Source organism: Intrasporangium sp. (assembly GCF_039812505.1).
GTDB lineage: Bacteria > Actinomycetota > Actinomycetes > Actinomycetales > Dermatophilaceae > Intrasporangium_A.
In genome coordinates this window covers 1-18,530 of the sequence record NZ_JBDIAQ010000066.1, presented here as the reverse complement: position 1 = coordinate 18,530, position 18,530 = coordinate 1, and the positions used below count along the sequence as shown (strand labels likewise).

General features: G+C 72.6%; 14 protein-coding genes and 1 pseudogene. 8 read left to right on the top strand and 7 right to left on the bottom strand.

Translation table 11 applies throughout. The annotated features are described in order from the left end of the window. Nucleotides 1-356, top strand: a 356-nt coding sequence (locus WMI84_RS10295; RefSeq protein WP_347352820.1) for a hypothetical protein, incomplete at its 5' end; no start/stop codon positions are given. Here WMI84_RS10295 and hutH read toward each other — a convergent pair. Then, nucleotides 337-1,881: a histidine ammonia-lyase gene (gene hutH, locus WMI84_RS10290; RefSeq protein WP_347352818.1), complete on the bottom strand. Its 1,545-nt coding sequence runs from the start codon at nucleotides 1,879-1,881 to the stop codon at nucleotides 337-339. The two genes, WMI84_RS10295 and hutH, sit on opposite strands and share 20 nt — an antisense overlap. Before the next feature lie 132 nt (nucleotides 1,882-2,013). Continuing rightward, nucleotides 2,014-4,911: an aminotransferase class I/II-fold pyridoxal phosphate-dependent enzyme gene (locus WMI84_RS10285; protein ID WP_347352816.1), complete on the bottom strand. Its 2,898-nt coding sequence runs from the start codon at nucleotides 4,909-4,911 to the stop codon at nucleotides 2,014-2,016. Nucleotides 4,912-5,113: 202 nt separating this feature from the next. On the opposite strand from WMI84_RS10285, the gene WMI84_RS10280 reads away from it, so the two are divergent. The 4 genes from WMI84_RS10280 (at nucleotide 5,114) to WMI84_RS10265 (ending at nucleotide 8,552) form a co-directional block, all read left to right on the top strand. Then, nucleotides 5,114-6,565 (top strand): amino acid permease, encoded by a 1,452-nt coding sequence (locus WMI84_RS10280; RefSeq protein ID WP_347352815.1) that lies wholly within the window; start codon nucleotides 5,114-5,116, stop codon nucleotides 6,563-6,565. Then, complete coding sequence (locus WMI84_RS10275) at nucleotides 6,562-7,455, top strand: universal stress protein (protein ID WP_347352813.1); 894 nt, start codon at nucleotides 6,562-6,564, stop codon at nucleotides 7,453-7,455. The genes WMI84_RS10280 and WMI84_RS10275 overlap by 4 nt, the downstream gene beginning before the upstream one ends. Before the next feature lie 112 nt (nucleotides 7,456-7,567). After that, complete coding sequence (locus tag WMI84_RS10270) at nucleotides 7,568-8,017, top strand: hypothetical protein (protein WP_347352811.1); 450 nt, start codon at nucleotides 7,568-7,570, stop codon at nucleotides 8,015-8,017. Nucleotides 8,018-8,240: 223 nt separating this feature from the next. Next, a complete protein-coding gene (locus tag WMI84_RS10265) occupies nucleotides 8,241-8,552 on the top strand; it encodes a VOC family protein (protein WP_347352809.1) in 312 nt (103 codons plus the stop codon). A 70-nt stretch (nucleotides 8,553-8,622) separates the two neighbouring features. Here WMI84_RS10265 and WMI84_RS10260 read toward each other — a convergent pair whose 3' ends face one another. Then, nucleotides 8,623-10,983, bottom strand: a complete 2,361-nt coding sequence (locus tag WMI84_RS10260; RefSeq protein WP_347352807.1) for a pyruvate dehydrogenase — start codon at nucleotides 10,981-10,983, stop codon at nucleotides 8,623-8,625. Nucleotides 10,984-11,076: 93 nt separating this feature from the next. Next, nucleotides 11,077-11,517 carry an alternative ribosome rescue aminoacyl-tRNA hydrolase ArfB gene (arfB, locus tag WMI84_RS10255; RefSeq protein ID WP_347352805.1) on the bottom strand — a complete coding sequence of 147 codons (441 nt, stop codon included), beginning with the start codon at nucleotides 11,515-11,517 and terminating at the stop codon, nucleotides 11,077-11,079. Between the two features lie 140 nt (nucleotides 11,518-11,657). Between arfB and WMI84_RS10250 the strand changes: the two genes are divergently transcribed. Beyond that, nucleotides 11,658-12,809, top strand: coding sequence for an NAD(P)/FAD-dependent oxidoreductase (locus tag WMI84_RS10250; protein WP_347352803.1), 1,152 nt, complete (start codon nucleotides 11,658-11,660; stop codon nucleotides 12,807-12,809). A gap of 30 nt (nucleotides 12,810-12,839) precedes the next feature. On the opposite strand, the gene WMI84_RS10245 is transcribed toward WMI84_RS10250, so the two are convergent. After that, nucleotides 12,840-14,486 (bottom strand): response regulator transcription factor, encoded by a 1,647-nt coding sequence (locus WMI84_RS10245; RefSeq protein ID WP_347352801.1) that lies wholly within the window; start codon nucleotides 14,484-14,486, stop codon nucleotides 12,840-12,842. A gap of 174 nt (nucleotides 14,487-14,660) precedes the next feature. Continuing rightward, nucleotides 14,661-14,975: pseudogene (locus WMI84_RS10240) on the bottom strand (MMPL family transporter); the annotation flags it as partial. A 99-nt stretch (nucleotides 14,976-15,074) separates the two neighbouring features. Here WMI84_RS10240 and WMI84_RS10235 point away from each other — a divergent pair. Beyond that, nucleotides 15,075-17,513 carry an excinuclease ABC subunit UvrA gene (locus tag WMI84_RS10235; protein ID WP_347352799.1) on the top strand — a complete coding sequence of 813 codons (2,439 nt, stop codon included), beginning with the start codon at nucleotides 15,075-15,077 and terminating at the stop codon, nucleotides 17,511-17,513. 139 nt (nucleotides 17,514-17,652) lie between these two features. On the opposite strand, the gene WMI84_RS10230 is transcribed toward WMI84_RS10235, so the two are convergent. Beyond that, nucleotides 17,653-18,063: a TIGR03618 family F420-dependent PPOX class oxidoreductase gene (locus WMI84_RS10230; protein ID WP_347352797.1), complete on the bottom strand. Its 411-nt coding sequence runs from the start codon at nucleotides 18,061-18,063 to the stop codon at nucleotides 17,653-17,655. Between the two features lie 192 nt (nucleotides 18,064-18,255). Here WMI84_RS10230 and WMI84_RS10225 point away from each other — a divergent pair. Further along, nucleotides 18,256-18,530 (top strand): isocitrate lyase/phosphoenolpyruvate mutase family protein (locus tag WMI84_RS10225; RefSeq protein ID WP_347352795.1); only part of this gene is annotated, 275 nt, incomplete at its 3' end.

The following is an 18,530-nucleotide window of genomic DNA, read 5'->3' as shown; positions in this document are numbered from 1 at the left end:
TGATCGACAGTGCAGTTCTCCGGATCGAGAGTGCAACTCTCCGGATCGAGAGTGCAGTTCTCCGGATCGAGAGTGCAGTTCTCCGGATCGAGAGTGCAGTTCTCCGGATCGACCGTGCAGTAGTCCCGGTCGACCGTGCAGCTGTGGGCCGTGGCGGCGCGGATTCGGTCCGGACCGGTGAGCGCTCGATCGGATCTGCCGCACTCTCGATCTGGAGTACTGCACTCTCGATCGGATCTGCCGCACTCTCGATCTGGAGTACTGCACTCTCGATCGGATCTGCCGCACTCTCGACGGGGAGGACTGCACTCTCGAGTACTGCGCTCTCGACCATGGTCAGCGCAGGGGGCCGATGACCGACTCGGCCGCGGCCAGGACCGACCGGTCGGTGACCGCGCGCCACGCCCCGTCGAGGTCGGGAGCCAGGAACCGGTCCGGCCCGGGCGCGGTGCGCGTGACCGCGTCGAGCGCCGCGATCACCGCCGTCTCGGCCGGGCTCGGCTGCAGCGGCGCCCGCAGCCGGATGCCTCGCGCCGCGGTGAACAGCTCGATCGTGAGCACTCGCGACAGGGCGTCGACCGAGCGGCGCAGCTTGCGCGCGGCCGACCACCCCATCGACACGTGGTCCTCCTGCATCGCCGAGCTCGGGATCGAGTCGACCGAGGCCGGCACCGCGAGCCGCTTCAGCTCGGAGACCATCGCGGCCTGCGTGTACTGCGCGATCATCAGCCCCGAGTCCACCCCGGGGTCGTCGGCCAGGAACGGCGGCAGCCCGTGGTTGCGGGCCTTGTCGAGGAACCGGTCGGTGCGCCGCTCCGCCATCGAGGCCACGTCGGCGGCGACGATGGCCAGGAAGTCCAGCACGTACGCGACCGGGGCCCCGTGGAAGTTCCCGTTGGACTCGACCCGGCCGTCGAGCGTCACGACCGGGTTGTCGACCGCCGAGGCCAGCTCGACCTGCGCGACCCGCGCCGCGTGCTCGACCGTGTCGCGGGCGGCGCCGTTGACCTGCGGCGCGCAGCGCAGCGAGTAGGCGTCCTGCACCCGGGTGTCGTCGGCCGTGTCGTGCGAGGCCCGGATCGGCGAACCCGCCAGCATCGCAAGGATGTTCGCCGCGGATGCCGCTTGGCCGGGGTGGGGCCGCAGCTCCTGCAGATCGGGCTTGAAGACGTTGTCGGTGCCCATCAGGCCGTCGACGCTCATCGCCGCGGAGATGTCGGCGACCTTGAGCAGGTGCCGGAGGTCGTCGATCGCGAGGATCAGCATGCCCAGCATGCCGTCGGTCCCGTTGATCAGGGCCAGGCCCTCCTTCTCGCGCAGCTCGACCGGCTCGATGCCCGCGGCACGTAGCGCCTCCCCCGCGTCGCGCTCGACGCCCGCGGCGTCGCGCACGACCCCCTCGCCCGTCACCGCCAGGGCACAGTGGGCCAGCGGGGCGAGGTCGCCGGAGCACCCGAGCGAGCCGAACTCGCGCACGACCGGGGTGATCCCCGCGCTCAGCACGGCGGCATACGCCTGTGCCGTCTGCGGCCGGATGCCGGTGCGTCCGGTCGCGAGGGTCGACAGCCGCAGCAGCATGAGCGCCCGCACCACCTCACGCTCCACCTCCGGGCCGGTTCCCGCTGCGTGCGACCGGATCAGCGAGCGCTGCAGCTGCGTGCGCATCTCGACGGGGATGTGCCGGGTGGCCAGGGCCCCGAAACCGGTCGACACCCCGTAGTGCGGCACCGTGTCGTCGGCCAGCGCCTCGACGACCGCGCGGCTGCGCTGGATGCCGTCCTGCGCCTCGTCACTGATGACGACCTGCGCGTCGCGTCGCGCCACGGCGATGACGTCCTCGAAGGAGACCGGCCCCACGCCCACCATCACCGGATTGCTCATACCTGCTCCTCGCCGCCTCACGCTGCCCAGGGTGTCCCGGCTCACAGTCTTGCCCAAACCGGGGACACCCGCTACCCCGGGTCCTCCGCCACGTCGGTGCCATGACCGTCGGCGCCGTCGCGCCGGAGCGAGTCAGTCGGCGGACGACCCGTCCCCGGGAGCCCGTTCCCCGATGGCGCTAGCGACCCGCGCGGACAGCTCCGAGGCGTACGGCCCCTGGTCCTGCCGCGCTGCCGGGGCAGGTGGCGCGGAGCCGTCCCGGCCGGCGGTCGGCCGGGAGAGCAGCTGGGGCCGGCGGGGCCGACCGAGCTCGGCCGAAAGGCGCTGCAGGGACCGCTCGGTGAACACGCAGAGCCCGAGCTCCGGCCGGTAGCCGTGCACCTCGGTGATGTCCAGACGGATCAGGAAGGTCAGGATCTCCGCGGAGATGACCTGGCCCGGCACGAGCACCGGGAACCCGGGTGGGTAGGGCACGACGAACGTCGCCGCGACCAGGGTGCGTCCGGCGGCCAGCATCGCCGGGGCCTCGGCCAGCGGCACGTACTCGCGGTTGGCCTCGTCGTACGCGGCGTAGAAGGCGGTGCGCAGGTCGCCCTCCGGCGTGGCCGGGTTCGGACGGAACGCGGGGTCGAAGGCGCTGAAGTCCGGCAGCGGAGGGAGCCGGCTGGTCAGCGTCCTGGTGCGCTTGCCCATCAGGACCCGGTCGGCGTGGCTCGCGCCCTCGACCGCCCGGGCCAGCGCGACCGCGATGCGGCGCAGGACGTCGAGCAGGTACTGCACGCTGGACCACGTGACCCCGATCGTGAAGATCAGCAGGACGCTGTTCAGGGAGGTCTTGTTGATCTGGATGCCGAACCGGTCCATCAGGATCCGCTCACGGAACTCGAACCCGCTCATCCCCGTGCGGCCCAGGTAGAGGGTGACCCGGGTGGGGTCCAGCACGAACTCGTCGTCGGCCCAGGCGTGGTCCCATTCGGGGTGGCTCTTGACCGAGTCCGGGTCCGCGAGCGGCAGGTAGCTGCCGGCCCCCGACGGGCGGTAGTGCGCCGGGACGAGGTCGTCCGCGTCGAGGACCCGGTACCAGCGCCGCAGCAGCGGGTCGTGCCGCACGCGGTAGCGGAACGCCAGCGCCATCTGGTAGGCGTTGCGGACCATCCGGTACCCCTCCAGGTCCACCTGCCGCCGCGCCAGGTCCAGGGAGGCGACCAGCTGCTGGTTCGGTGAGGTGGAGGTGTGGGTGAGGTAGGCCTCGCTGAACTGCTCGTGGACGTCCCGGTCGTAGTCCTGGTCCCAGACGTGGATCATCGACCCCTGCCGCAGCGCGGACAGGGACTTGTGCGTGGAGTGGGTGGCGTAGACCCGCACGCGGGCCACCTCGGGGTCGGGCAGCAGCCGCCGGTCGACCCACTCGGACTCCGGGACGTCGACCATCGAGGCCCGCCACTCCCGGTACTCGGCACGGTAGTCCGAGCTGCCCAGGCGGCGGGCCAGGCGGGCGGCGGTGTCCATGGCCGTGCGACGCCGGGCGAAGGGTACGGCGGCCGAGAACGCGTACCACGCCTCGTCCCACAGGAAGCACATGTCCGGCTTGATCGCCAGCACCTCCTCCATCACGCGCATCGGGTTGTAGGTGATCCCGTCGAACGTGCAGTTCGTCAGCAGCACCATCCGCACCCGGTCCAGCCGGCCGGCGGCCTTCAGGTCCAGCAGCGTCTGCTTGATCGTGCGCAGCGGCACCCCCCCGTAGATGGCGTACCGCTGCAGCGGGTAGGCGTCCAGGTACAGCGGCAGCGCGCCGCTCAGCATCAGGCCGTAGTGGTGCGACTTGTGGCAGTTGCGGTCGATCAGCACGATGTCGCCGGGCCGGGTCAGCGCCTGCAGCACCACCTTGTTCGCGGTGGAGGTCCCGTTGGTGACGAAGTAGGTCTGGTGGGAGCCGAAGGTGATGGCCGCCTTGTCCATCGCCTGCTTGACCGTGCCGTGCGGATCGAGCAGCGAGTCCAGCCCGCCGGAGGTGGACGAGGTCTCGGCCAGGAAGATGTTCCGGCCGTAGAACTCCCCCATGTCCTGCAGCCAGCGGGAGTTGAAGATGCTGGCCCCACGCGCGACGGGCAGGGCGTGGAACTGACCGATCGGAGCGGCGGCATAGCGGCGCAACGCGTCGAAGTACGGGGTGGCGTAGCGCCGGCGCACCCCGGAGAGCACCGCCGCCCACAGCTCGGCCTCCTCGTTGAGCCGGTAGAAGGTGCGGGCGAACAGGCCCTGCGTGTAGGGGTCACGGGCCGCGACCGACTCGTCGGTCAACAGGTAGAGGTCGATGTGCGGGCGCACCTCCCGGATCCACTGGCCGCACCGGATCCCGTTGCCGGCGCGGTCGCGGACCAGGCCGGCGTCGTACTGGACCAACGACTCGAGCAGCTGCGGGCGCGACTTCGCCCGAAAGGTCAGGTCGCGGCGCAGGATGCACGCCTGGATCTCGTCGTTGAGCGCGGCCGCGGCCAACGCCTCCTCGACGCTGTCGACCACCAGCAGCCCGAACGCGAGCTCCTGACCACCCAGCTCGAGCCGGCGCAGCTCTCCGGCCACCGACTGGGGGACGTCCTCGGGGGTGTCGTCGGCCAGCAGCACGGTCACGAAGCGTCGAGCACCGGCCAGCAGGTGCTCGGGCTGCTCGGCGAGGGGCAGCTCCAGGTCGAACATGGCTCCGCCGTCACCGAACTCGGACAGCCAGTGCACGGCCCGGCTGACCAGCTGCTGCACGAGCAGCACGTCTCGACGGGCCAGGTATTCCCGGATCCGCCGCACCACCGCTTGGCCGGGGAACAGCCAGAACCGCTCGTAGGGCTCGAGCTGGTCCAGCAGCCCGACGAACGCCTCCGCCGACTCCCCGAGGTCCAGGCCGGCCGCGGTCCGGTCGGCGAGCTGCTGGGCGGACGTCTCGAGGGCGTGCCAGCGATCCAGCCGCCGTTGCGCCGGACTGGTCACCATCGCCTGCAGTGACACGTCCATGCCCGGTGAGAGCGAGACCATCTCGGGTACCTCCGTTCGACCGTGGCTGTGCGACACACCACCGTAGAACGTGACCGGCCGCCATGGTGGCGCGACCACATCCGAACCGCCGGAAGAGACCGCGACGGAACCGCCGACAAAGGTCCAGGTCGGAGGCCCGCCCTTGACAGGTGGACGGGTCCACACGAGGGTGAGGCCATCGAGCGACAGGCGGAGGTGCCCGATGCCATCGGTGCGCGAGCAGATCCTGAGGCGCAAGCCGGTCCACGAGATGACCGTCGAGACCGGCGCCGACACCGGCCGGAGCGAGCTGGCCCGCACGATCGGGCTGTGGCAGCTGGCCGCGATCGGGATCGGGTCCACGATCGGCACCGGCATCTTCATCGTGCTGACCCAGGCGGTGCCGGTAGCCGGCCCGGCGGTGATCTGGTCCTTCGTCATCGCGGGCGTCGTCGCCGGCCTGACCGCCGTGTGCTACGCCGAGCTGGCCGGCGCCGTCCCGGTCGCCGGGTCGTCGTACTCGTACTCGTATGCCGCCTTCGGCGAGCTGCCCGCGCTGGCGATCGGCGCGTGCCTGCTGCTGGAATGGGGCGTCGCCGCTGCCGCGGTCGCGGTCGGCTGGTCCGAGTACCTGAACCAGCTCCTGGACAACCTGTTCGGGTTCCGGATCCCCCACGCACTGTCCAACGCTCCCGAGCAGCACGGACTGGTCAACCTCCCGGCGATCGTCCTCGTGGTCATGTGCATGCTCCTGCTCATCCGCGGCGCGAGCGAGTCGACCACGGTCAACGCCATCATGGTCGTCATCAAGATCGGCGTGCTGCTCATGTTCATCGCCGTCGGTCTGCAGGGCTGGGACTCGGGCAACCTGCAGAACTTCGCCCCGTTCGGGATCGGCGGTGTCACGACCGCCGCCGGCATCATCTTCTTCTCCTACATCGGGCTCGACGGAGTCGCCACGGCCGCCGAGGAGGCGAAGAACCCGCACCGCAACCTGCCCCTGGCGATCCTCATCTCACTGGTGCTGGTGACCCTGCTCTACATCCTGGTCACCCTGGTCGCCGTCGCCGCGCAGCCGACGGAGTCGTTCAGGGGCCAGAAGGCCGGTCTCGCGCAGATCCTGATGGACATCACCGGGTCGGGCTGGCCCGGAACCGTGGTGGCGGCCGGTGCGGTCATCTCGATCTTCAGCGTGACCCTGGTGTGCATCTACAGCCAGACCAGGATCCTGTTCGCCATGTCGCGCGACGGCATGGTCCCGCCGCTCTTCCACAAGGTCAACCCGCGCACCCGGACACCGGTCCGCAACACCGTCGTGGTCTCGGCCCTCGTGGCCCTGCTCGCCGGGCTGATCCCGATCGAGTTCCTCGCCGAGATGACCAGCGTCGGGACCCTGGTGGCGTTCGGCGCCGTCTCGATCGGAGTGCTCGTGCTGCGCCGGACGGCACCCGAGCTCCCCCGCGGGTTCAAGGTCCCGTTCTACCCGGTCACCCCGATCCTGTCGGTGGCCGGCTGCGTGTGGATCATCGTGAACCTGCGGGTCGACACCCTGCTCGTCTTCGTCGTCTGGATGGCGGTGGCCGTCGCCTTCTACTTCCGCTACAGCAGGCACCACTCCCATCTCGGCCGGCACGAGCACGTCGGCCTTGCAGTCGAGTCCGAGGAGAAGCTATGACCATCGTCGTAGGCGTCGCGCCCAACCAGCGTGGGCACGCCGCCCTGAATCTCGCCGCCGTCCTGGCCCGCTCGAGCGGCGAGCCGCTCGTGGTGTGTGCGGTCATCCCGACCGGCTGGGGACCGCAGTGGCTGCGCGCCTCAGGGCCGGACCTGCACTACCTCGACGAGGCCGCCGAGGACGCGCTCGAGCAGGCTCGCGCGCACCTGCCGGCGGACATCACCGTGCAGGTCGCCGCGCAGCGGGCCCGGTCCGTGGCCAGCGGCCTGGCCGAGATCGCCGAACGGCACCGGGCCACCGCGCTCGTGCTCGGCTCGGCACGGACCGGGATGATCGGCCACATCGCGCTCAGCAGCGTCGCCGACCGGCTGTTGCACAGTTCGACGGTCCCGGTGGCCCTGGCCCCACGCGGGTTCCGGGCCGGGACCGGCACGCCCCGGATCGTCCGGGTGACCGTCGCCTACGACGGGTCCGAGCAGGCCGAACACTTCGTCCGGGCCGCGGACGCGATCGCCGCCGCCATGCAGGCGAAGCTACGCCTGGCGTCCTTCGCCGTGCAGCTGCCGCCCCCGGCCACCGCCCGGATGAACCGCGCGGACGAGGGCGTCATGGACGAGTGGACCGGCCGCATCCGCGCCAGCGTCGAAAGCCTGTACCCGCCCGGGCCGGCCGGCTCGAGCACCGCACCGGAGTTCGTCGTCGGCTACAGCCACGACTGGGCCGGTGCGATCGAGAACATCGACTGGGAACCGACCGGGGAGCTGCTGGTGCTCGGCTCGAGCCATGCCGAGCCGCTCGAGCGGGTGTTCCTCGGCACCCACGCGAGCAAGATCATCCGGCAGTCACCGGTACCGGTGCTCGCACTGCCGGGACCCGCGCTGACGAGCTGAGCAGGCGAGCCGGGCAGGCGCGGGGCACGAGGCCGGCCAGGCGCGCGGCGTCCGGCCAGATCGGCTGCGCACGTGTCGAGACGACCCGGACGGCCGGGCGGAGGAGAGCCTGATGAATGTCCTGGGCTGGTTGAACGAGTGGACGCAGACACCCGGCTTCGCGGGCATCGCGGCCGTCATCGCGGCCGTCATCGCCTACCGGGGCGTCCGCCGCACCAACCGGAACGATGCAGACCTGGCCGCGGCGAACCAGTGGTGGGACCAGGCACGCTGGGCCAGCGAGCGTCTCTCCGGGGACAGCAGGAGCGCCGCGATCGGCCTGGCCGCCTTCGACCAGCTGCTCGAGGTGGCGCCCGGCTCCAAGGCGGCCGGGTTCGTCCGGGCCGCGATGCGTGCCCTGATCGAGCAGCACCCGCCGACGGGCGAGTCGGTCCTGCCGGCCGACCAGCAGGACCACCGCAGCAACCGGCGCAGGGCCGCCCAGCTGTACGTGGCGGCGAGCCAGGCAGCGGGCGCCCCGGTCCCGGCCCACATCGAGGAGCTCGCCGTCTCCCCCGAGTGACCTGGCCCGGTGGCATCCGGCGCAGGCAGCTCACAAGGTCACGAGTCGGGCACGGGAACGATGCGGCAGGGTTCGGCGTTCCACGCTGCACGTCGCCACGCCTCACACCGCGACCCGGACCAAGGAGAGCCATGTCCATCACCAGTTCCGCGATCTCGCCGACGTCGCCGACGTCGCCGCCTCCGCGGCCTGGGCCACGGACCACCTGGGCTTCACGCGGGACATGGCTGCCGACGGCTTCGCCTCCCTCAGCCACCCCGAGGCGGGCTTCAACCTCATCTATCTCGCCACGGGCCTGCCGACGTTCAAGCCCGCCTCGGCGGCGGGACCGGCGGACGGGCTGCTGGTCGTCTTCACCGTCGAGGACATCGACACCGAGTACGGCCGGCTCCGGGGCGAGGGCGTCACGATCGTCACCCCCATCGAGACCGAGCCGTGGGGGGAGCGCTACTTCCAGATGAGCGACCCGAACGGCGTCGTCTACCAGCTCGTCCAGTGGGTGGAGCCGGCCGACCCGCAGTACGCCGCCCGCTGAGCCCGACGGCGTCGCGAACCCGGCTGGGCGGCATACCGACCCGTAGGCCGCCCGGCGCCACCGACCGCGGTCAGCCGACCAGCCCGGCCGCGGCCCGCACGAGCGACTCGACGTCGATGCCGTGCAGCTCGTAGGCGTCCGCGACGCTCGAGGACTGGCCGAACTCGGTCACCCCGAGGTTGCGGACCCGGTCGCCGCGGACGCCCGAGAGGAAGGCGAGCGTGTGCGGATGACCGTCCAGGACGGTGACGATCGGAGCCGGCCGGGCGGCGGGGAACAGCACCTCGAGGATCGCGCTGCCGCCGCCGTCGAGATCGTCGCGGGCCTGGAGCGCCCGGAAGACGCGGTCAGCACTGGTGAGGCACACGACCCCGGCCGGGATCCCCAGTGCCGCCAGGCGATCCGCCGCGGCGAGCACCTCGGGCAGGATCGCGCCCGCCCCGACCAGGGTGACCCGCTCCCCTTCGGGCGAGCTGATCCGGTAGCCCCCGGCGAGCACCTGCCGGCGGCGCAGCTCGAGCAGGGCCGGGTCCTCCGGCAGCCGCGCGAGGCTCTGGTCGACCGGGCGGGTGCTCAGCCGGAAGTAGGCCGACCGGCCGCCCGGGCGGCCGATGTGCGCCATCGCCTCGAGCAGGCACCACTCGAGGTCCTGGGCGAACGCCGGCTCCCACGCCGTGCATCCCGGCTGCTCCAGCCCGATCGACGGGGTCGTGATCGACTGGTGCGCGCCGCCCTCGGGCGCCAGCGTGACACCCGACGGCGTGCCGACCAGGATCGACTGGCCGCCCGCGTAGATCCCGTACGACCACGGCTCGAGCGCCCGCCCGACGAACGGGTCGTAGATGGTCGCGATCGGGATCAGCGGCTGGCCCCATCGGCTCCACGTCGCTCCCAGCTCCCCGGCCAGGCACACGAGGTTCGTCTCGGCGATGCCGAGCTCGATGTGCTGGCCGCCGGCCCCCTCGGTCCAGCGCAGCACCCGCTCGCGGTCGTCGGCGAACCAGTCGTGCCGCTCGCCGACGGCCCACACGCCGGTCTTGTTGATCCACCCGCCGAGGTTGGTCGAGGAGGCGACGTCGGGGCTGAGCGTCACGATGCGCCGGGCGACCTCGGGTGCGGCGCGGGCGATGTCGGACAGGAACCGGCCGAGTGCCGCCTGGGTGGACCCGACCGACCGGTAGTGCCACGGCAGCGACGTGGGCACGCCGGAGATCGTATGCCGCTGAGTCTCCTTGCGCTGCAGCTGCTCCCGCACGCTCGTGCACAGCTTGTCCTCCTCGGTGCCGGGTGCGAACCGCTGCCAGGGCGTCTCGAGGGACACACCGGACAGCTCGGCCAGCTCGCCCAGCTGCTTCTCGGTCAGCAGTGCGGAGTGGTTGTTGGGGTGTCCCTCCGTCGCGAGGCCGCGGCCCTTGACGGTGTAGGCGAACAGCACCGTCGGGCGGGTCGGGTCGACCTGCTGGTGGGTCTCCAGCAGCAGGGCCAGGTCGTGCCCGCCGAGGTCGCGGATCGCGTGGGCCAGCTCGACCGGGGACAGCGGCGCCAGCAGGGCGCGCAGGCCCGGGGACGGGTCGGCCCCGAGCACCCGGTCCAGCAGCTCGTCCGGGCGGCTGCGCAGCAGCCGCTGGTACTCCTCGTTGGGCATGTCGTCCATCCGCCGGCGGAACTCGTCGCCACCGGGGCGGGCGAACAGCTCGGTGAGCCGGTGGCCCCATTTGGCCGTGAGCACCTGCCAGTCGGCCGCGGCGAACATCCCCTGCAGCCGGGCGATCTGGACGTCGGGGATGATCCGGTCGAGGGACTGGCGGTTGAGGTCGACGACCCAGAGCACCTCGCCGAGCTGCCGGGCATCGGTGTCCGTGATCGCCTCCCAGACCGCTCCCTCGTCGAGCTCCGCGTCACCGAGCAGGCTGACGAACCGACCGCCCCGCGGTGTCTCGGGGAACTGGTCGCGCAGGTAGCGGTGCGCCATCGCGGCCCAGAGCGGTGCCGTCGCGCCGATGCCCACGCTGCCGGTGGAGAAGTCGACCCGGTCCGGGTCCTTGGTCCGGCTCGGGTAGGACTGCAGGCCGCCCCTGTCGCGCAACCGGGTCAGGTAGGACTCGTCGAGCCCGCCGAGCAGGTAGTTGACCGCGTGCAGCACCGGCGAGGCGTGCGGCTTGACCGAGACCTGGTCCTCGGCGGTCAGCTCGGCGAACCACAGCGAGGTCATGATCCCGACCATCGACGCGCTCGAGGCCTGGTGCCCCCCGACCTTGACCCCGGAGGTGTTCGGCCGGCCCCGGTTGGCCGCGTCGACTATCGCGGCCGAGAGCCACAGGACCCGCTGCGCGATGGAGTCCAGGACCGTCTCGTCGACGGTGGCCCCCGCCGAGAGGGGGCGCCCGTCGACGCTCGGCTCGACCGATGCCGGTGCAGTGGTGCTCGTCATGGCGCTCATGGTCTCAGGACACCCGCTCCGACCGACAGTGCCGCAGCTCCGGTCGGCCTGTGCGGACTCGCGTCGACCCGCCGACTCGTCGGGTCAGTCCGGCGTGCGGTAGGCGCGACCGCGCTTGACCTCGGCCCGGGCCTTCTTGGTGCGCAGCCGCCGTTCCTGCGAGGCCCGGGTCGGGCGCGTGGCCCGACGCTTCGGCGGGGGCGGCGCGGAGGCGTCACGCAGCAGCCGCGCGAGCCGCGTTCGGGCCGCCTTGCGGTTGGCCAGCTGGGTGCGGTGCTCGCTCGCGACGACGGTCAGACGCCCGTCGACGAGCCGGCCCCGCAGCCGGCCCAGCAGGCGGGCGCGCAGGCGGTCCGGGACGACCCGCGACGCGGCCAGGTCGAAGGTGAGCTCCACCCGCGAGTCTGCCGTGTTGACACCCTGGCCACCCGGCCCCGGGCTGCGTGAGAAACGCTCGTGCAGCTCGACCTCCGGGATGACCAGGCGACCGTCGACGACCACCTGGAGCCCGCGTGCCCGACCCATGGCTCCATCACACCACGTCGCCGGCAGGCCGCCGGGATGGTCAGTTCACGCCACCACACGCACCTCGGATGGGCAATGCCGCCGACGCGGTCGGTAGCGCCCCACTCCTACCGTCGAGTCACCGACCTGGAGGAGGAGCCATGAACAGCAAGGGAGCCCACCCGGAGACCACCGTCAGTACGGTCGTCATCGGCGCAGGACAGGCCGGGCTCGCGACCGCTCAGGCCCTGTTGGCCCGTGGCCACGACTGCATCGTGCTCGAGCGCAACGACCGGCTCGGCGACAACTGGCGCCACCACTACGACTCGCTGCGGCTCTACTCTCCGGCCCGGTACGACGGCCTGCCCGGGCTCCCCTTCCCGGGCGATCCGTGGGCCTGCCCGGGCAAGGACGAGGTCGCGGACTACCTGCAGGCGTATGCCGCCCACTTCGATCTGCCGGTACGGGCCGGCGTGCGCGTGGTGCGGCTCGCACGTGGCGACACCGGAGCCGGGCGTGCCCGTCGTTTCGTCGTCGGGACGGACACGGGCACCTACCACTGCGACAACGTCGTCGTCGCCACCGGCACGTTCGGCCGCACGCCGCGCCTGCCGGGCTTCGCCCGCGACCTCGACCCCGGGATCCAGCAGCTGCACTCGAGCGAGTACCGCCGCCCGTCCCAGCTGTCCGAGGGCCCGGCCCTCGTGGTCGGGGCCTCGCACTCCGGCTGCGACATCGCCTACGAGCTCGCGGCGTCGAGGCCGACCACGTTGGTCGGCCGGGACTGCGGTCAGATCCCGGTCAGGTGGGACTCGTGGCAGACCGGCCTGGCCGTGCCGTTGCTCGTCTTCGCCTGGCGGCACGTGCTGACGCGACGCACCCCGATGGGGCGCCGGATGATGCCCCACATCCGAGAGCATGGCGGGCCGATGCTGCGGGTCAAGCGCGCGGACCTCGCGGCTCGCGGCGTCGTGCGCAACACCGCGCGGGTGGAGGGAGTCCGGGGCGGACGGCCGCTGCTGGCCGACGGCACGGTCCTCGACGTGGCGAACGTGGTGTGGGCCACCGGGTTCGAGCAGCGCTTCGACTGGATCGACCTACCGGTCGTCGGGGACGACGGCTGGCCGCGGGAGTACCGGGGGGTCGCTGCGGACGTGCCGGGGCTCTACTTCTGCGGGCTCGCCTTCCAGTACGCGTTCGCCTCCATGGTCCTGCCCGGGGTCGGGCGCGACGCCAGGTACCTCGCGGACCGGATCGTCGCAGCCGAGCGGTCCCGGCCGCGTGGCACCCCGGTCACCGTCGCCGCGGCCTGACCGCTCGTGCACTCCCCCGGCGCAGGCGGGTCAGACCAGCCCGTGCTCGTAGGCGTAGGCGGCCGCTGCGGTGCGGCTGCCCACGTCGAGCTTCGTGAAGATGTTGGACAGGTGCCGGGCGACGGTCCGCTCGCTGATGACCAGGGCCGCGGCGATCTGCTGGTTGCTCCGGCCGACGGCGACCAGGCGCAGCACGTCCACCTCGCGCTCGCTGAGCCCGCCCGGGCGCGCGGTGTGCGGCGAGGAGAGCAGCCGGTCGACGGCGTCGACGTCCGCGGCCGCGCCGAGCCCGCGGAAGAGCGCACGGGCCGCCTCGAGCTCGACCCTCGCGGAGCTCTCGTCGCCGAGGGCGAGCAGGGCGCGGCCGACGTCCCGCTGGGCCAGCCCGGCGGCATACGGGTTCTCGAGCCGGAACCACAGCGCGCGAGCCTTGCGGGCGTACGGCAGGGCACCGGTGGGGTCGCCGGCGGCGATCTCCACGGCAGCGGCCGCGGAGGCGGCATCCGCCCGGACCGCGTCGAAGGCGAACTCGCCTGCGAGGGACTCGAGCTCGGCCGAGCACGCGCGGGCGGTGTCGACCTCGCCGCAGCCGAGCAGCACCCCGACGAGGCCGGGCAGCAGCCGGAGCCGGTGCAGCGGGCCCCGGGCCTCGGCCAGCAGCCGGCTCGCGGCCCCGGCGGCGGCGCGCAGCTCGCCCCGGGCCGTCCAGAGCAGGGCCAGGCCGGGCTGCGGGTCGTAGCCGTACTCACCGGCGCGCCGGAAGGACGCCTCGGCACCGTCGAGATCCCCGAGCACCCGCAGCACCTCACCGTGTTCGTAGGCGGCCTGGCCGATCGCCGCGAGCGAGCCGATGTCGCGGTAGCGCTGCATGGCAGAGTCGAACTCGCCGACCGCCTCCCGGAAGGCGCCGTGCGCGGCAAGCAGCTGGCCGCGGTGCAGGGAGCACTGCCCGGTGAAGGCGACCAGGTCCGGGTGCGCCCGGCACCACCGGTGCAGGCCCGAGGTCCACTCCGCGACCCGGCCGAGCTCGCGGACCTCCTGACACCCCTCGATCGCGGTGCAGTAGACGTTGCCGAGCACCTCGGGCGTGCCACCGCGCGCGAGCAGCCCGGTCATGGCCTCGTCGAGCAGGGCGAGCCCCTCCGCGACCCGGCCGGCCCGGATCGCGATCCGGCCCGACGAGCACGCGCCGAGCGCCACCAGGTCGGGCTCGTCGTGGCGTCGACCGGCCTCCCACGCTGCCTCGGCCAGGTCGGCGGCGCTGGCGAGGTCGCCGACCTGCAGGCTGCGGTACATCTGCGCGAACGCGACGTAGCCCCGCTCGACCGCATCGGCAGGCAGGTCGGCGAGCAGCCGCTCGGCGACGGCGAGCCAGCCCGCAGCCCGCGACTGCTCGCCGGAGGTGGCACAGATCATGACGAGATGAAAGGCCGTGCGAACTGCTCCCGGCAGGTCCCCGCCCTCCACGCGCAGCGCATGCGCCCGTCCGTAGAGCTCGAGCGCCACGTCCCGCCGGCCGACGAGGTAGGCCGCCGCGCCGGCCGAGTCCAGGTCGTCGGGAGGCAGAGCGGCCGGGTCGGCGACCCGCCACCCGGTGAGGGCCGCACTCCAGTCCCCGCGCTCGAAGTCGGCACGGGCCCGGGCCAGCTCCTCGACGACGCCCACGGGACCTCCCACGACGAGCGTACCCGCGGCGCGGTGGCTGATTTCGTGTGCCGGCGCCCCAGATCAGGCGTCGCGCTGGACGGCAGCAGCGTCAGATCGCGTGTCATGTCGCATGATGGACCCGCGCCCAGCACGGGGTAGGAGCGGCTGCGCGACATGACCCGCTCCCTGCCCGGGCCCGCACGCCTACGCCCGGTGCCGCCCAGCGGGCCTCCTGATCCACCTGTCCCGATTGCGGGTCAGGTGAGTGCCGGCCAGCGCCGCACCTTCGACGTCGACGTCGGGCAGGACGCGGTCGAGCCAGCGCGGGATCCACCAGGCCCGCTCGCCGAGCAGGTGCATGAGGGCAGGGGTGAGCGTCATCCGGACGACGAACGCGTCGACGAGCACACCGAAGGCCAGCCCGAAGCCGATCGGCCGGATCAGCGTGAGGTCCGCGTGCACGAAGCCGGCGAACACCGCGATCATGATCAGGGCCGCGGCGGTCACCACGACCCGGCCGTGCTCGAACTCGACGAGCGGAGCCGCGCTGTCGGTGGGGACAGGGCGGCGTAGCGTTGGCGCGTGCGTACCCCGGCCGACCGCAGCACCGACACGGGGATGATCCGGGTGCGTGGCGCGCACCTGCACAACCTGCGCGGCATCGACGTGGACCTCCCCCGCGACCGGCTCGTGGTCGTCACCGGCGTGTCCGGCTCGGGCAAGACGTCGCTCGCCTTCGGCACGATCTACGCCGAGTCGCAGCGCCGCTTCCTCGAGTCCGTCGCGCCCTACGCCCGACGCCTGATCAACCAGGTGGAGTCTCCGCGGGTCGACTCGATCACGGGCCTGCCGCCCGCCGTCGCCCTGCAGCAGCGCCGCTCGGGTACCAGCGCCCGCTCGAGTGTCGGCACCGTGACGACCCTGTCCAACACGCTGCGGATGCTCTTCTCCCGCGCCGGGGACTACCCGCCGCAGGCGTCCCGGCTCGACTCGGACTCCTTCTCCCCCAACACGATCGCCGGAGCATGCCCGACGTGCCACGGCCTCGGGCACGTGCACCACCCGACCGAGGCGCGGATGGTCCCGGACCCGTCGCTGTCGATCCGCGAGAAGGCGATCGCGTCCTGGCCGGGCGCGTGGCTCGGCAAGAACTACCGCGACATCCTCGACACCCTGGGCCACGACATCGACCGCCCGTGGCGCGACCTGCCCGCCGGCGAACGCGAGTGGATCCTCTTCACCGACGAAGAGCCTGTCGTCACGGTCGATCCCGTCCGTGAGGCCGGACGGGTACAGCGCCCCTACGAGGGCCGCTACCTCAGCGCCGCGCGGCAGGTGCTGCGCACCCTGTCCGAGTCGAAGAGCGCCCCGGCCCGCCGTCGGGCCCTGCAGTTCGTCGAGACCGTCGCCTGCCCGGCCTGCCGCGGCCGGCGGCTGCGGCCGGAGCCGCTGGCCGTCACCGTCGCCGGGCTGCCCATCGACCACTGGTGGGGTATGCCGCTCAGCTCGGTGCGCGCCCTCGTGCAGCAGGTGCGGGGTGAGGCCGTCGAAGGCGACGTGGTGGCCGCCCTCGCCCCCGAGCTGACCGCGCTGCTCGACGTGCTGCTCGAGCTCGGGCTGGGCTACCTGTCGCTCGACCGGCACACCCCGACGCTGTCGTCCGGCGAGCTGCAGCGGCTCCGGCTCGCGACGCAGCTGCGGTCCGGGCTGTTCGGCGTGGTCTACGTGCTCGACGAGCCCTCCGCCGGCCTGCACCCCGCCGACCGCGAGCCCCTCCTGACCGTGCTGAACCGCCTTGTCTGCGAAGGCAACTCGATCATCGCCGTCGAGCACTCGGTCGACGTCATGCGGCGCGCCGACTGGATCGTCGACGTGGGCCCCGGCGCGGGGGAGCGCGGCGGCCGGCTCCTGCACTCGGGTCCGGTCGGGACGATCGCCGCAGCCGCGCAGTCGCTGACCGCGGCCCACGTGCTGGGCATCGCGCCACGGCCGCCCGCCCACGACCCTCGGCCGGCACGAGGCGAGCTCAAGCTCCACGGCATCCAGCGGCACAACGTCCACGGCACCGACGTCGCCTTCCCCCTGGGCGTGCTCACCGTGGTCACGGGAGTCTCCGGGTCGGGCAAGTCGACGGTCCTCGAGGTGCTCGCCGACGTGCTCGGGGCACACCTCGCGCAGGGCCCGCGAACCCAGCCCGAGCCGGAGGAGGCCGACGAGGCCGAGGAGCTGAGCGGCATACCGGCCGGCCTTCCTCGGACGAGCGGGGCCGAGCAGGTCCGGCGGGCCGTCGTCGTCGACCAGCGACCCATCGGGCGAACGCCGCGGTCGAACCTGGCGACGTACACGGGGCTCTTCGACGGGGTGCGGCGACTGTTCGCCGGGACCGGCGAGGCGCGGGCCCGGGGCTACGGCGTCGGGCGGTTCTCCTTCAACGTCAAGGGTGGTCGCTGCGAGACGTGTCAGGGCGAGGGCTTCGTGTCGGTCGGGCTGCTGTTCCTGCCCGGGACCTACCGGGTGTGTCCGACGTGCCACGGGGCGCGCTACAACCCCGAGACCCTGCAGGTGCGGTGGCACGGCCGGAGCATCGCCGAGGTGCTCGATCTGAGCGTCACCGAGGCGGCGGTGGTCTTCGCGCAGGTGCCGGCCGTGGCGCGCAGCCTGCGCACCCTGGTCGACGTCGGGCTCGGCTACCTGACGCTGGGGCAGCCGGCCACCGAGCTGTCCGGCGGTGAGGCGCAGCGCATCAAGCTGGCCACCGAGCTGCAGCGCAGCCGGCGCAAGGGGACGGTCTACCTGCTCGACGAGCCGACGAGCGGGCTGCACCCGGCCGACGTGGAGGTGCTCATGCGCCAGCTGCAGGACCTGGTCGACGGCGGCAGCACGGTCGTGGTGGTCGAGCACGACATGGCCGTCGTGGCACAGGCCGACCACGTGGTCGACCTCGGGCCGGGCGCCGGGGACGAGGGCGGCACTGTCGTGGTCTGCGGGAGCCCGGCACAGGTGGCCCGGTGCGCGGCCAGCCGGACCGCCCCCTACCTGGCCGCGCGGCTGGGGTGAACCGTCACGGCGACGCCTCCTGATCGACAGTGCACTACGCCGGATCGAGAGTGCACTACACCGGATCGAGGGTGCACCCCTCCCGATCGAGAGTGCACTACGCTGGATCGAGAGTGCAGCAGCCCTGATCGAGGGGGCGTCAGGCCGCCTTGGCCAGGCGACCCCAGACGTACCAGCGGTCGATCTCGATCCACGCGCTGACCCGAGGACGGTCCCGCACCGGGTACGGCTCGCCGGTGTAGTGCCGGGAGACCCGGTCGATGTCGCGCAGCGTGGGATCGTCGACCAGCTCGGTGACCCGGCCCAGGACACTGATGTGGGTGTACCAGTCCGCAGGATCCATCGCGCTCAGGCTGACGCGCGGGTTGCTGCGCAGGTGCGCGAGACGCTTGCGGTTCGCGTCCATGTTGACGAGGATCCGGCCGTCGTCGAACAGGTACCAGGTGGGCACGGAGATGGGCTGGCCGTCGGGCCGGACCATGCTGATCGTCGCATGCCACGGCAGCGCCAGCTGCTCGGCTATGGCCGGGGGTAGGGGTGGTCTGGGCATTGCGCTCCTCACGTCAAGGGTCACTTCAACCGTAACCCGCCGGCGACCGGCCCGCCCGCCCCCGGCGGGCTTGCGCACCCGACGTGCTGAACTGGGTAGGTGTGGGCCCACGTGGGCAGGTCGCCCGGGCGGGCCCACCGGATCCTGTCGGACAGTCGCCGGTGACCGCCTCACCGGCTGGAAGGAGCACCAATGGACACGGACACCGGCCTCGCGGACGAGTTCCTCGCCCTGCACGTGCCGGGCCGCCCCCTGCTGATCCCCAACCCGTGGGACGTGGGCTCGGCGCGGGTCCTGGCGAGCCTGGGATTCGCCGCCCTCGCGACCACCAGCGGCGGGTTCGCCGGCACGCTGGGCCGGCTCGACCACGGCGCCACCCGGGACGAGACCCTCGATCATGCGGCGCGGATCGCAGCGGGCGTCTCGGTGCCGGTGTCGGCAGACCTCGAGGACTGCTTCGGCGCCGA